Source organism: Serratia sp. CY83965 (assembly GCF_052166375.1).
Lineage (GTDB): Bacteria > Pseudomonadota > Gammaproteobacteria > Enterobacterales > Enterobacteriaceae > Serratia > Serratia marcescens.
The window spans coordinates 38,788-52,581 of sequence record NZ_JBJNOV010000019.1 but is presented as its reverse complement, the minus strand read 5'-3'; the positions used below and the strand labels follow the sequence as shown (position 1 = coordinate 52,581).

General features: G+C 61.0%; 14 protein-coding genes. 8 read left to right on the top strand and 6 right to left on the bottom strand.

The window, feature by feature from the left end; genetic code table 11:
* Positions 1-189: 189 nt before the first annotated feature.
* The 7 genes from aroK (at position 190) to trpS (ending at position 6,415) form a co-directional block, all read left to right on the top strand.
* Positions 190-711 (top strand): shikimate kinase AroK, encoded by a 522-nt coding sequence (aroK, locus tag ACJ8PL_RS23755; RefSeq protein ID WP_004391482.1) that lies wholly within the window; start codon positions 190-192, stop codon positions 709-711.
* A 106-nt stretch (positions 712-817) separates the two neighbouring features.
* A complete protein-coding gene (aroB, locus tag ACJ8PL_RS23750; protein WP_016930366.1) occupies positions 818-1,918 on the top strand; it encodes a 3-dehydroquinate synthase in 1,101 nt (366 codons plus the stop codon).
* A 156-nt stretch (positions 1,919-2,074) separates the two neighbouring features.
* On the top strand, positions 2,075-3,088 hold the full coding sequence (locus ACJ8PL_RS23745; RefSeq protein ID WP_442531422.1) for an SPOR domain-containing protein: 1,014 nt from the start codon (positions 2,075-2,077) through the stop codon (positions 3,086-3,088).
* A gap of 84 nt (positions 3,089-3,172) precedes the next feature.
* Positions 3,173-3,985, top strand: a complete 813-nt coding sequence (gene dam, locus ACJ8PL_RS23740) for an adenine-specific DNA-methyltransferase (RefSeq protein WP_004930319.1) — start codon at positions 3,173-3,175, stop codon at positions 3,983-3,985.
* Positions 3,986-4,036: 51 nt separating this feature from the next.
* Positions 4,037-4,714, top strand: coding sequence for a ribulose-phosphate 3-epimerase (gene rpe, locus ACJ8PL_RS23735; protein ID WP_004930320.1), 678 nt, complete (start codon positions 4,037-4,039; stop codon positions 4,712-4,714).
* Complete coding sequence (locus ACJ8PL_RS23730; protein WP_033639220.1) at positions 4,707-5,405, top strand: phosphoglycolate phosphatase; 699 nt, start codon at positions 4,707-4,709, stop codon at positions 5,403-5,405. Before rpe ends, ACJ8PL_RS23730 begins: the two co-directional genes overlap by 8 nt.
* 2 nt (positions 5,406-5,407) lie before the next feature.
* Complete coding sequence (gene trpS / locus ACJ8PL_RS23725; protein ID WP_004930324.1) at positions 5,408-6,415, top strand: tryptophan--tRNA ligase; 1,008 nt, start codon at positions 5,408-5,410, stop codon at positions 6,413-6,415.
* A 50-nt stretch (positions 6,416-6,465) separates the two neighbouring features.
* Here trpS and cysG read toward each other — a convergent pair whose 3' ends face one another.
* Genes cysG through nirB form a run of 4 tightly spaced genes read right to left on the bottom strand, consistent with a single transcriptional unit; the run spans position 6,466 to position 11,610 of the window.
* The gene (gene cysG, locus ACJ8PL_RS23720) at positions 6,466-7,869 is read right to left on the bottom strand and encodes a siroheme synthase CysG (protein WP_049300719.1); all 1,404 of its coding nucleotides are present in this window, start codon (positions 7,867-7,869) and stop codon (positions 6,466-6,468) included.
* Positions 7,870-7,920: 51 nt separating this feature from the next.
* Positions 7,921-8,721 (bottom strand): nitrite transporter NirC, encoded by an 801-nt coding sequence (gene nirC, locus ACJ8PL_RS23715; protein WP_016930362.1) that lies wholly within the window; start codon positions 8,719-8,721, stop codon positions 7,921-7,923.
* A gap of 16 nt (positions 8,722-8,737) precedes the next feature.
* Complete coding sequence (gene nirD / locus ACJ8PL_RS23710; RefSeq protein ID WP_016930361.1) at positions 8,738-9,064, bottom strand: nitrite reductase small subunit NirD; 327 nt, start codon at positions 9,062-9,064, stop codon at positions 8,738-8,740.
* Positions 9,061-11,610 carry a nitrite reductase large subunit NirB gene (gene nirB, locus ACJ8PL_RS23705; protein WP_442531421.1) on the bottom strand — a complete coding sequence of 850 codons (2,550 nt, stop codon included), beginning with the start codon at positions 11,608-11,610 and terminating at the stop codon, positions 9,061-9,063. Before nirB ends, nirD begins: the two co-directional genes overlap by 4 nt.
* A gap of 303 nt (positions 11,611-11,913) precedes the next feature.
* Here nirB and ACJ8PL_RS23700 point away from each other — a divergent pair, with 303 nt between their 5' ends.
* The gene (locus tag ACJ8PL_RS23700) at positions 11,914-13,182 is read left to right on the top strand and encodes a cytosine deaminase (protein ID WP_207188402.1); all 1,269 of its coding nucleotides are present in this window, start codon (positions 11,914-11,916) and stop codon (positions 13,180-13,182) included.
* On the opposite strand, the gene ACJ8PL_RS23695 is transcribed toward ACJ8PL_RS23700, so the two are convergent.
* Positions 13,179-13,529: a type II toxin-antitoxin system ChpB family toxin gene (locus ACJ8PL_RS23695; protein WP_016930358.1), complete on the bottom strand. Its 351-nt coding sequence runs from the start codon at positions 13,527-13,529 to the stop codon at positions 13,179-13,181. The genes ACJ8PL_RS23700 and ACJ8PL_RS23695 overlap by 4 nt on opposite strands.
* On the bottom strand, positions 13,523-13,771 hold the full coding sequence (locus tag ACJ8PL_RS23690; protein WP_049300713.1) for an AbrB/MazE/SpoVT family DNA-binding domain-containing protein: 249 nt from the start codon (positions 13,769-13,771) through the stop codon (positions 13,523-13,525). Before ACJ8PL_RS23690 ends, ACJ8PL_RS23695 begins: the two co-directional genes overlap by 7 nt.
* Positions 13,772-13,794 lie beyond the last annotated feature (23 nt).

The following is a 13,794-nucleotide window of genomic DNA, read 5'->3' as shown; positions in this document are numbered from 1 at the left end:
AAAAACATATGGTTTCCCTCCCGCGGCGTGGATTGCGATTTATTCGGTTGCCAAACTACCAAGAGTGTTGAGATAATTTTTCGTCTGATCTCGCACTATCGCTCATGAGGTTTCAGTTTAGGTCCCGCCGCTGATTTGATTGGCGGGGCGGGTTAACATTAACGAATTGTCTTAGTAATACCGAAAAACATGGCAGAGAAACGCAATATCTTTCTGGTTGGGCCTATGGGTGCCGGCAAAAGCACTATTGGCCGTCAGTTAGCTCAGCAACTCAATATGGAGTTCTTCGACTCCGATCAAGAAATTGAGCGACGTACCGGAGCTGACGTGGGCTGGGTATTCGACGTGGAAGGGGAAGAAGGTTTCCGCGATCGTGAAGAAAAAGTCATTAATGAACTGACGGAAAAACAAGGGATTGTGTTGGCGACCGGCGGCGGTTCGGTGAAGTCGCGCGAAACGCGCAACCGTCTGTCCGCGCGCGGCGTGGTGGTCTATCTGGAAACCACGATCGAGAAGCAGCTTGCTCGTACCCAGCGTGATAAAAAACGCCCGCTGCTGCAGGTCGATTCTCCGCCGCGTGAAGTGCTGGAAGCCTTGGCGAAAGAACGCAATCCGTTGTATGAAGAGATTGCCGATGTCACCATCCGCACCGACGATCAGAGCGCTAAAGTGGTTGCCAACCAGATCATCAACATGCTGGAAAGCAACTGATTGCCGCTTTCCGCGTTCGCCGTCGGCCAATGCGGAGAACTGATTTGTGTTCCCCGCAGTTGCGGGGATCAACCACCGCCGCACCATACAGAGAACTGAGCGCGACATGGAGAGAATTACTGTAACGCTTGGGGAGCGCAGCTACCCGATTACCATCGCCGCCGGATTGTTCAACGATCCGGCTTCTTTTATGCCGTTGAAGGCGGGTGAGCAAGCGATGTTGGTCACCAACCAGACCCTGGCGCCGCTTTATCTGGAGCGTGTCCGGCAGGTGCTGGAGCAGGGCGGCGTCGTGGTGGATCAGGTGATCCTTCCTGATGGTGAGCAGTACAAATCTCTGGCGGTGTTGGAGCAGGTGTTTTCGGCGCTGCTGGAAAAACCGCACGGGCGCGATACTACGCTGATCGCCCTCGGCGGTGGCGTTGTCGGCGATCTGACCGGCTTTGCCGCCGCGTGCTACCAACGCGGCGTGCGCTTCATTCAGGTTCCCACCACGCTGTTGTCGCAGGTGGACTCTTCCGTGGGCGGCAAGACCGCCGTCAACCACCCGCTCGGCAAAAACATGATCGGCGCTTTCTATCAACCCGCTTCGGTGGTGGTTGATCTGGATTGCCTGAAAACGTTGCCGACGCGTGAACTCTCTTCCGGCCTGGCAGAAGTCATCAAATACGGGATCATCCTCGATCGCGAGTTCTTCGTCTGGTTGGAAAACAACATCGATGCGCTGATGGCGCTGGATATGCAGGCGTTGGCCTACTGTATCCGCCGCTGCTGCGAGCTCAAGGCCGAGGTTGTGGCCGCCGACGAACGCGAAAGCGGCCTGCGAGCCTTGCTGAATCTTGGCCATACTTACGGCCATGCCATCGAAGCCGAAATGGGCTACGGCGTATGGCTGCACGGCGAAGCGGTGGCTGCGGGCATGGTGATGGCGGCGGAAACCGCGCACCGTCTCGGCCAGTTCTCCGTTGAAGACATCGAGCGCATCAAAACGCTGCTGCTGCGCGCCGGCTTGCCGGTCTGCGGGCCGCAGGAAATGACGCCGGAATCCTATCTGCCGCACATGCTGCGCGACAAGAAAGTGCTGGCGGGTGAACTGCGTCTGGTGCTGCCGACCGCGATCGGTGCGGCGGAAGTGCGCGGCGGCGTAGGGCATGAGCTGGTGTTGGCGTCGATCGCCGCCTGCCTGCCTGAGCGGGCGAGTAATTAAATCGGACTAAGTAACAGTGGCTTAGCCGCCATTTGCATCTATATTAATACAGTGAGCAGAGCACGACGGGTGTCGCTTTGCCATCATCGGGTTAATCTGCCCGTGCCACGGTAGATCTACGGTGGCGGGCTTTTGCCTCTAGTTGGAGGGTTTCAGATGGACGAGTTTAAACCGGAAGACGATCTCAGACCTGATAGCAGCGATCGTCGCCCTACGCGCTCGCGCAAGCCGGCCGCCGCGCCGCGCTTCGCCGTTTCGCGCCAACATTTGATGATTGGCATCGGCATTTTGGTGCTGCTATTGCTGATTATCGGCATCGGTTCAGCCCTGAAGGCGCCGACCAAACATGAAGCGGCTCAGGAGAACGGCGCGCAAAACGGCGGAGCCCGCGATATCAACCTGTCCGGTTCTTCGTCGCTGACCACCGCCAACAACGGCGTGCCGGGCGGCACGACGGATACCCACGATAACAACGGCGTGAGCGCGACTCAGCCGCAGCAACCGCAGAACGTCAGCGTTCCGCCGATCTCCGGCACGCCGACCGAAGCGCAAACGCAGCCTCAGCAGGGCGGTGCGCAGCAGCGCGTCGATTTGCCGGGCAACATGGCGGATGCGCTGTCGCAGCAGCAGGGGCAGGTGGATGCGGCGACCCAAGGCATGACTGGCGCAGCGTCGACGTTGCCGACCGCACCGGCGACGGTGATGAGCGGTGCCGCAGCGCGCGAAGCGACGCGTCCTGTGCAGGGAACCGCGCCGCAACAGCATAAAACGCCGGCGAAAACCGCCGCCGCCAAACCGACCGCAACGCAGCATAAATCACCGACCACGGTGTATACGCCGCCGGCCAAGCCGTCTTCCACCGCGAAAGCGGGAGCGGTCGCCAGCAGCGGCAGCTCTCTGCAGTCTGCGCCGGGCAGCCATTATACCTTGCAACTGAGCAGCGCTTCGCGTTCCGATACGCTGAACGCCTACGCCAAACAGCAGAAACTGCAGAATTACCTGGTGTACGCCACCAAGCGTGACGGCAAGCCGTGGTTCGTGCTGGTGAGCGGCAACTATGCTTCTTCCGCAGAAGCGAAGCGCGCCATTGCTTCGTTGCCGGCGGATGTGCAGGCGAAAAAACCGTGGGTCCGACCTGTACACCAAGTGCAGCAAGATCTTAAAAAATAAATCATTTAAATTTGTGCGCTGATGTGCTGTCTGAAACAGAGTACAATCCGCCGCTCTGAATTGTATAAGTAGCTAATTGACGGCATGAAGAAAAACCGCGCTTTTTTAAAATGGGCTGGTGGAAAATACCCGCTGGTAGATGAGATTCGTCGCCATCTGCCGGCGGGAGACTGCTTAATCGAGCCCTTCGTGGGTGCGGGATCCGTCTTTCTGAATACGGATTACGACGCCTACATTCTCGCCGACATCAATAGCGATCTTATCAACCTGTATAACATCGTTAAGCTGCGCACGGATGACTTCGTGCGCGATGCCCGCACGCTTTTCGCCGATGAATTCAATAACTCGGATCAGTTTTACCTGCTGAGAGAAGAGTTTAATACTAGCACCGAGCCTTACCGCCGGGCGCTGCTGTTCCTGTACCTGAACCGTCACTGCTATAACGGCCTGTGCCGCTATAACCTGCGCGGCGAGTTCAACGTGCCGTTCGGCCGGTACAAGAAACCGTACTTCCCGGAAGAAGAGCTCTACTGGTTTGCCGAAAAATCGCGCAATGCCACTTTTGTCTGCGAGCATTACCGCGATACCATGGCGAAGGCCGTGGCCGGTGCCGTGGTGTATTGCGATCCGCCTTACGCGCCGCTGTCGGCGACGGCGAATTTTACCGCTTACCACACCAACAGCTTCAGCATCGCCGATCAGCAGAGCCTGGCGCATCTGGCGCACCAGCTCTCGGTAGAGAGCCAGGTACCGGTATTGATCTCCAATCACGATACCGAGCTGACGCGCGACTGGTACCAGCATGCTGCGCTGTATGTGGTGAAAGCGCGCCGCACAATCAGCCGCAACATTCTCGGCCGCAGTAAAGTGAACGAGCTTTTGGCGCTGTATCGCTAAGCCGGGGGCACCCCGGCGCATAACAACTCGACCCTACGTTTGGAGAAGCGGATGAAAAAGTTTTTGATTGCCCCGTCCATTCTGTCGGCAGATTTTGCCCGGTTAGGTGAAGATACCGCTAACGTGCTGGCCGCAGGCGGCGACGTGGTGCACTTCGACGTCATGGACAACCACTATGTGCCCAATCTGACCATCGGTCCAATGGTGTGCGAAGCGCTGCGCAACTACGGCATTACCGCGCCGATTGACGTGCATCTGATGGTCAAGCCGGTAGATCGCATCGTGCCAGATTTCGCCAAGGCCGGCGCGTCTTATATCTCTTTCCACCCCGAAGCTTCCGAACATGTCGATCGCACCATTCAGCTGATCAAAGAGCACGGTTGTAAGGCCGGTCTGGTGTTTAACCCGGCGACGCCGCTGAGCTACCTCGATTACGTGATGGATAAAATTGACGTGATCCTGCTGATGTCGGTCAACCCGGGCTTCGGCGGCCAGTCGTTCATCCACGGCACCCTGGACAAGCTGCGCCAGGTGCGCAAACTGATCGACGACAGCGGTCGCGATATCCGCCTGGAGGTCGACGGCGGGGTGAAGGTGGATAACATCGCCGAAATCGCCGCCGCAGGCGCCGATATGTTCGTCGCCGGTTCCGCCATCTTTGGCCAGCCGGACTACCGCAAGGTGATTGACGAAATGCGCAGCGAGCTGGCGAAGGTTACCCATGGCTGATTTCGGCGCGATCCGCGCATTGGCCTTCGATCTGGACGGCACGCTGGTCGACAGCGCGCCGGGTCTGGCGGCCGCCATCGATATGGCGCTGGAAGAGACGGGCCTGCCGCAAGCGGGTGAGGCACGGGTCGGCACCTGGATCGGCAACGGCGCCGACGTGCTGGTGCAGCGCGCGCTGCGTTGGGCGGAGGCGGAAGGCACGCCGGCGCAGTGCAGCCGGCTGCGTGAACGCTTCGACCATTTCTACGCGCAGACCGTCGACAGCGGCAGCCGTCTGTTCCCACAGGTGCAAGAGACGCTGGCCCGCCTGGCCGCGCACGGTTACCCGATGGCGCTGGTGACCAACAAGCCGACGCCGTTCGTGGCGCCGCTGCTGGCATCGTTGGGCATTGGCGACTATTTCTCGCTGGTGATCGGCGGCGACGACGTGACGGAAAAGAAACCGCACCCGGCGCCGTTGTACCTGGTACTCGGCAAGCTTGGGCTGCGCGCGCATGAGCTGCTGTTCGTCGGCGATTCACGCAACGATATTCAAGCCGCGCAGGGCGCCGGTTGTCCGAGCGTCGGCTTTACCTACGGTTATAACTACGGTGAATCGATCGCCCTGAGCCACCCCGATCGGGTGTTGGAGCGCTTCGCCGATTTGTTGCCCGCTCTTGGGCTGTCATCTTTAGAGAATCAGGAAATTTAAACATGAGTAAGCCCATCGTATTTAGCGGCGCGCAGCCGTCCGGCGAACTGACCATCGGCAACTACATGGGTGCGCTGCGTCAGTGGGTGCAGATGCAGGACGACTACGACTGCATCTACTGCATCGTCGATCTGCATGCCATCACCGTGCGCCAGGACGCCGAGAAGCTGCGCAAGGCCACGCTGGATACGCTGGCGCTGTATCTGGCCTGCGGCATCGATCCGGAAAAAAGCACCATCTTCGTGCAGTCGCACGTGCCTGAGCATACGCAGTTGAGTTGGGTGCTGAACTGTTACACCTATTTCGGCGAACTGAGCCGCATGACGCAGTTCAAGGACAAATCCGCACGCTACGCCGAGAACATCAACGCCGGGCTGTTCAGCTATCCGGTGCTGATGGCGGCGGATATCCTGTTGTATCAAACCAACCAGGTGCCGGTGGGCGAAGACCAGAAACAGCACCTGGAGCTGAGCCGCGACGTGGGCCAGCGTTTCAACGCGCTGTACGGCGACGTGTTCAAAGTGCCGGAGCCGTTTATTCCTAAATCCGGCGCGCGCGTGATGTCGCTGCAGGAGCCGACCAAGAAGATGTCCAAGTCGGACGACAACCGCAACAACGTGATCGGCCTGCTGGAAGATCCGAAAGCGGTGACCAAGAAGATCAAACGCGCAATGACCGACTCGGAAGAGCCGCCTGTCGTGCGTTACGACGTGGTCAACAAGGCGGGCGTCTCCAACCTGCTGGATATCCTCGCCGGCGTGACCGGCAAGAGCATCGCGCAGTTGGAAGCCGAGTTCGAAGGCCAGATGTACGGCCACCTGAAAGGCGCGGTGGCGGAAGCCGTCTCCGGCATGCTGGCTGAGCTGCAGGAGCGCTACCACCGCTTCCGCAACGACGAAGCCTATCTGCAGCAGGTGATGCGCGACGGCGCCGCCAAGGCGCGCGCGCGCGCGCAGGAAACCCTGGCGAAGGTCTATCAGGCCGTCGGTTTCGTACCGCCGCAGGCGTAACGCCGGCGCAAATAAAAAAGCGGCCTTAGGCCGCTTTTTTTACGTCGGTATCACGCCATTTGCGCCAGGCTGGCGGGCGATTCCTCGCTGGCGAACCAATTGAGCTTGCTGCGCAGGCTGACCACGCTGCCGACGATGATCAGGCTGGGGCTGGCGGCCTGCAGGGACAAGGCGCCCAGTTGGTGGAGTTCGCCTTCGATCACCCGCTGGCGGCAAGAAGTGCCGTTTTCCACCAGCGCCACCGGCGTGGCGGCCGGCAGTCCGTTCGCGATCAGCCTGCGCTGGATTTCCGTCGCTTGCGACAGCCCCATATAGAACACCAGCGTCTGTTGCCCGGCGGCCAGCGTCGCCCAGTCCAATCCACCGTCGGCCTTGGCGTGGCCGGTCACCAGGCGGACGCTCTGCGCATGGTCGCGGTGGGTGAGCGGGATGCCGCTGTAGGCGGAACAGCCGGAGGCGGCGGTAATGCCAGGCACCACCGAGAACGGCACGTTGGCGTCCGCCAGCGTCTCCAGCTCTTCGCCGCCGCGGCCGAAGATAAAGGGATCGCCGCCCTTCAGGCGTACCACGCGTTTGCCTTGCAGCGCCTGCTGCAGCAGGATTTGGTTGATCTGTTCCTGCGGCACGCAGTGGTGCCCGGCGCGTTTGCCGACGAAGATGCGCTCGGCGTCGCGGCGCACCAGCGTCATGATCTCTTCGGAGACCAGCCGGTCGTAAACCACCACGTCGGCCTGCTGGATCTGTTGCAGCCCTTTCAGCGTCAGCAAACCGGCATCGCCTGGCCCGGCGCCCACCAGCACCACTTCACCGCGATCTTCCCGTTGTTCGCTGAACAACTGCTCGAGCTGGCGTTCGGCCAGCGCGGCGTCGCCGTTGGCCAGCGATTGCGCCAGCCGATCGTGGGCGAACAACCTTTCCCAGAAGCGACGGCGTGCGCCGAGGCCGCTGAAGCGTTGTTTTACCCGCTGCCGCAGCGAGCCGCCCAGTTGAGCCAGCTTGCCGAGGTGCTGCGGCAGCATCGCTTCCAGCTTCTCGCGCAGCAGCCGCGCCAGCACCGGCGCTTTGCCGCCGGAGGACACCGCCACCATGATCGGCGAACGATCGATAATCGACGGCATGATAAAGCTGGCGCGTTTCGGATCGTCGACCACGTTGCAGAACACCCGTTGCTGGTTGGCGCACTGGTATACCCGCGCGTTGACCTCCAGCCGGTCAGTGGCGGCGATCACCAGCCATTTTTCCGCCAGCAGGGCTGGGCTGAATTCGCCTGCTGCCAGGGTCAACCGGCCTTCTTCCGCCCACAGGCGGAACTGCGGGGTGAAGTCCAGGGCGTTGACGGTCAGCGCCGCGCCGGCGTCCAGCAGCAGGCGCGCCTTGCGTTCGGCGATCTCGCCGCCGCCGACCAGCAGACAGGCTTTATGTTGCAGTTGGCAGAAAATCGGCAGGTAGTCCATCGGCACTCCTCGGGGTCATCAGGGTGGGGGGCGAAATGCGCCCCCGAAAACTCAGGCGGTCTGACGTGCGGCGGCTTTCGCCGCCAGCGGGCGTTCGGCGCGCGGCGTGGCATACCAATACCCCAGGCCCATCAGCACCGAGCCGGACAGGATGTTGCCCAGCGTCACCCACAGCAGGTTGTGGCCAATGCCGGCGAGGGTGTAGGCCTCGCTGTGGTTGCCGAACCAGGAGAGGGCGAACAGCGTCATGTTGGCGACGGAGTGTTCGTAACCCGAGGCGATAAAGGCCAGCAGGCACCACCAAATGGCGATGAACTTGGCGGCGCCTTCAACGCGGATCGCCATCCAAATCGCCAGACAAACCAGCCAGTTGCACAATACGCCCTTGAAGAACAGCACCTCGGCCGGCGCGGTGGTTTTCGCCAGCGCGGCGCTGTGCACCAGACTGGTATCCACCGGCAGCAGGCTGCCGCCGCCGTAGTAATACATCAGCGCCACCAGCACCGAGCCGAGCAGGTTGCCGAGCCAGGTTTGCGGCAGCACCGCCCACATCTGGCTTTGGCGGATGGTGCCGGCCTTGACGCCGAGCGTCAGGAACATCGTATGGCCGGTGAACAGCTCGGAACCGGCGATGATCACCAGCGTCAGCGCGATGCCGAAGGTGGCGCCCATCACCAGCGGCCGCACGCTTGGGTCGACCAGGTTGCCGAGGGTGAAGATCAGGATGATGCCGAGGCCGACGTAGGCGCCCGCCATCGCCGAGCTAATCCAGAAGCCGAGCGGGCTCTCCTTCGCCAGGCGGACGATGCGCGCCGCGTTGACGGCGCATTTGTTGATCGTATCGGTAAACATGTTGCCTCCCGAAAGGTTATGCCGCGACTTGCACGATGCCGTCGACCACCCGGCTGGTGAAGCTGGCAACGGAACGGTTGTCATCTTCCAGACAGTGGCCGTCGTACAGGCGGAAATGCTGTTTCTTCAGCGGGCTGGCGACCCACAGTTCGCCCTGATGTTCGGCGATGAGGCCACGCGACAGCACGCTGGCCTGGGCGAACGGGTCGATATTGCTGATGGCGAACACCTGTTCGTCGGCATAGGGGCGGAACACCGCCACCTGCCGATCGCCGATCAGGGCGCACACGCCGGTGCCGGGCAGAATGTCGGCGACGGGACAAACGGTAATCCACTGGCTCATGCGTGGCTCTCCTCGGTATCGATCAGGGTGACGGGAATGCGCTCGTCAGGGCGGGCCGGGCGGTGCTGGTCGCGTTCGGCCACCACCTGCACGTTCGGATCGCGCAGCGGGCTGTTGATGAAGTGGGCGAAGCGCAGCTGCGTTTCCGGGTGCTCGACGGTCTCTTTCCACTCGCAGACCACCGCGTCGCGCAGGCGGGCGATCTCGGCTTCCAACTGCGCGTTGATGCCGAGCTTGTCGTCGACGATCACCTTGCGCAGGTAATCGATGCCGCCTTCCAGGCTTTCCAGCCACACCGAGGTGCGCTGCAGCTTATCGGCGGTGCGGATATAGAACATCATGAAGCGGTCGAGGTAACGCACCAGGGTTTCGCGATCGAGGTCGGCGGCCAGCAGGTCGGCGTGGCGCGGTTTCATGCCGCCGTTGCCGCAGACATACAGGTTCCAGCCGTTCTCGGTGGCGATGATGCCGACGTCCTTGCCCTGCGCTTCGGCGCATTCACGGGTGCAGCCCGAGACGCCGAACTTCATTTTGTGCGGGGTGCGGATGCCTTTGTAGCGATGTTCCAGCGTGACGCCGAAACCGACGCTGTCGCCGACGCCATACCGGCACCAGGTGCTGCCGACACAGGTTTTCGCCATGCGCAGCGCCTTGGCATACGCGTGGCCGGTTTCAAAGCCGGCGGCGAGCAGCTTGCGCCAGATGGCCGGCAGGTCGTCTTTTTGCGCGCCGAACATGCCGATGCGTTGCGAACCGGTCATTTTGGTGTACAGGTTGTACTCCTTGGCGATCTGGCCGATGGCCAGCAGGCCGTCCGGGGTGATTTCGCCGCCGGCGGAGCGCGGGATCACCGAGTAAGTGCCGTCTTTCTGGATATTGCCGAGGAAGTTGTCGTTGGTATCCTGCAGCGGCGTATGCTGCGGCTTGAGGATGTACTCGTTCCAGCACGAGGCCAGCAGCGAGCCGACGGTCGGCTTACAGACTTCGCAGCCGTAGCCTTTGCCGTATTTGGCCAACAGCGCCTCGAACGACTTGATGCCTTCGACGCGGATCAGGTGGAACAGCTCCTGGCGCGAATAGGCGAAGTGTTCGCACAGGTGATGGTTGACCTCGATGCCTTGCTTGCTCAGCTCGGCGTTCAACACCTGGGTAAGCAGCGGGATACAGCCGCCGCAACCGGTGCCGGCCTTGGTTTCGGCCTTCAGCGCCGCCACGGTGTGACAGCCTTTGTTGACCGCTTGGATGATGTCGCCTTTGCTGACGTCGAAGCAGGAGCAGATCTGCGCGCTTTCCGGCAGCGAATCCACGCCGATGGCCGGTTTGCTGCCCGCATGAGCCGGCAGGATCAGGCCGTCCGGGTTCTCCGGCAACGCGATGCCGTTCAGCGCCAGCTGCAGCAGGTTGCCGTAGTCGCTGGTGTCGCCCACCAGCACCGCGCCGAGCAGGGTTTTGTTGTCGGCGCTGACCACGATGCGTTTGTAGACTTCTTTGCTTTCATCCAGATAAACGTAGCTGCGGGCGCCTTCGGTGCGGCCGTGGGCATCGCCGATGCCGCCGACGTCCACGCCCAGCAGTTTCAGTTTGGCGCTCATGTCGGCGCCCTGGAAGCCATTTTCGCGGCCCAGCAGGTGATCGGCGGCCACCTGCGCCATTTTGTATCCCGGCGCCACCAGGCCGAAGGTGCGATCGCGCCAGGCGGCGCACTCACCGATGGCGTACACGTCCGGATCCGACGTCTGGCAGCTGTCGTTGATGGCGATGCCGCCGCGGCGGCCGATCTCCAGCCCGCACTGGCGCGCCAGCTTGTCCTGGGCGCGGATGCCGGTGGAGAACACGATGAAATCCACTTCCAGCAGGCTGCCGTCGGCGAAATGCAGGGTTTTGCGCGCCGTGCCGCCGCCGTTGACGATCTCCTGGGTATTTTTGCCGGTGTGCACCTTGACGCCCATGCGCTCGATCTTGCGGCGCAGCTGGTCACCGCCCATCGGGTCGAGCTGTTCGGCCATCAGCACCGGAGCGAACTCGATCACATGCGTTTCCACCCCCAGGCTTTTCAGCGCGCCGGCGGCTTCCAGCCCCAACAGCCCGCCACCGACTACCGCGCCGCGTTTGCTGCGGCGCGCACAGGCTTCGATGGCGTACAGGTCTTCGATGGTGCGGTAAACGAAGCAGTCCTGGCTATCCGAGCCTTTAATCGGCGGGATCCACGGATAGGAGCCGGTGGCCATGATCAGCTTGTCGTAATAGACGGTGCGGCCGGTGTTGGAGTGGATGACCTTCTCGTCGCGATTGATGGTGATAGCGCGTTCGCCGATCAGCACCTTCACGCCGTGTTTTTCGTAAAAGCCTTCGCGCACCAGCGACAGCTCTTCGGCGGTGTGGTGAGAGAAGTAGGAAGAGAGGTGCACGCGATCGTAAGCTATGCGCGGCTCTTCGCAAAATACGGTGATCTCGAATTGGTCTTTGTCTGCTTTATCCAACAGATCTTCGATGAACCGGTGGCCGACCATGCCATTGCCGACGACGGCAAGTTTGACTCTGCTCATTATTGCCTCAAAATTCTGGTTTCCTAGGGTTACCTTATCCCTCCCGATGAGCAATTTATTGATGCAAATCAATCACACTTCCATATACCTCCAATGTGGTATATGAATGATTTTTCACGTTTTTTGATAAGTTGCGGATTTTATTCATCTTTAGCTGAAGCGAGTCAGTTTGCATGTAAATTACCCCGCAGGGAGTAAACGCAGGGGGTAGGCACGACACGGCGACTTTGTCAGTGCGATCCGCTGCCAGTATGATGAAGAAAACCAGCGCAACGGCAGAGGTGAAGGGTGGCGAAACGTCCATTGAAGTTTATCGACAACCTGCGTTTAAGCGGGCATGAAGGATTGTGGCAACTGGCGATCGAGCAGGGGCGCATCGCGCATCTGGTGCCGCAGCCGGAAGGACAGGAGTGGCGCAGCGACGTGTTGGATGCGCAGGGCGGGCTGGCGCTGCCGGCGTTCGTCGAACCGCATATCCACCTGGATACCACGCAAACCGCCGGTCAGCCGGCCTGGAACCAGTCCGGCACGCTGTTCGAGGGCATTGAGCGCTGGGCCGAACGCAAAGCGCTGTTGACCCATGAAGATGTCAAACAGCGCGCCTGGCAAACGCTCAAGTGGCAGATCGCCAACGGCGTGCAGTATGTGCGCACTCACGTCGACGTTTCCGATCCTACGCTGACCGCGCTGCGCGCCATGCTGGAGGTGAAGCAGGAGGTGGCGCCCTGGGTGACGCTGCAGATCGTCGCCTTTCCGCAGGAGGGGATCCTTTCCTATCCCAACGGCGAAGCGCTGCTTGAAGAGGCGCTGCGGCTGGGGGCCGACGTGGTGGGCGCCATTCCGCACTTCGAATTCACCCGCGAATACGGCGTGGAGTCGCTGCATAAGGCGTTCGCGCTGGCGCAAAAATACGATCGGCTGGTGGACGTGCACTGCGACGAGATAGACGACGAACAATCGCGTTTCGTCGAAACCGTGGCGGCGCTGGCGCTGAAGCTGGAGATGGGAGCGAAAGTCACCGCCAGCCACACCACGGCGATGCACTCTTACAACGGTGCTTACGCCTCGCGGCTGTTCCGCCTGCTGAAAATGTCCGGCATCAACTTCGTCGCCAATCCGCTGGTGAACATTCACCTGCAGGGCCGTTTCGACAGTTACCCGAAACGGCGCGGCGTGACCCGAGTGAAGGAGATGTTGGAGGCGGAGATCAACGTCTGCTTCGGCCATGACGACGTGTTCGATCCCTGGTATCCGCTCGGCACCGCCAACATGCTGCAGGTGCTGCACATGGGGCTGCACGTGTGCCAGCTGATGGGCTATGGCCAAATCGACGACGGACTGAAGCTGATCACCCACCACAGCGCGCGCACCCTTAACCTGAGCGACTACGGCCTGGCGGCCGGCAACAGCGCCAACCTGGTGATCCTGCCGGCGGAAAGCGGTTTCGACGCGGTGCGCCGCCAGACGCCGGTGCGTTATTCGATTCGCCAGGGCGCGGTGATCGCCGAAACGCGGCCGGCGGAAACCACGCTGCATTTGCAGCAGGATGAGACGGTGGATTTTCGGCGCTAGTCGATGATTGCCTGAAGCCGCGCCAGCGCGTCGGTGATGACTTCGCCAGGGGCACGTTCAATGAATTGCGCGCTGCGCCCGGCCAGATCCATCATGCGAACCTGGTTGATCAAGATGACGCCCTGCGTTGCGGTGCCGCTCCCGCTCAGGCTGACGGTGAAACCCGCTGTACGGGCAAAATTAGCCCCTTGCGAAATAGGGGCGACCAGCACCATGCCCAACGCATTAAACTCGCGGGGAGAGAGCACCAGTGCCGGACGAAAGTCGCCTTGCTGCTCACGGCCAACCACGGGATTCAGGCTGACCCGGATAAGATCTCCGCGCTGAAAAACGGGGCGCTTCACCATACTTCTTTCCCCGCCGGCGGCATGTGTTCCCAGTTGTCGTCTGCGGCGGCCGGCGCTTCACCGTCGCAGCCATCGAGCAATTGCTGCAGTGAATAGCGTTTCTTAACCGGTTTAATGACCAACGCTCCATCGATGACCTGCATGTCCATTTCCTGACCTACCTGTAGTTCCAGCTCGTTCATTAGCGCTGAGGGCACTAGCATTCCCGCGCTGTTGCCCCATTTTTTGATAAAGACTTTCATGAGCAATCCCTCTCCATTGTTCA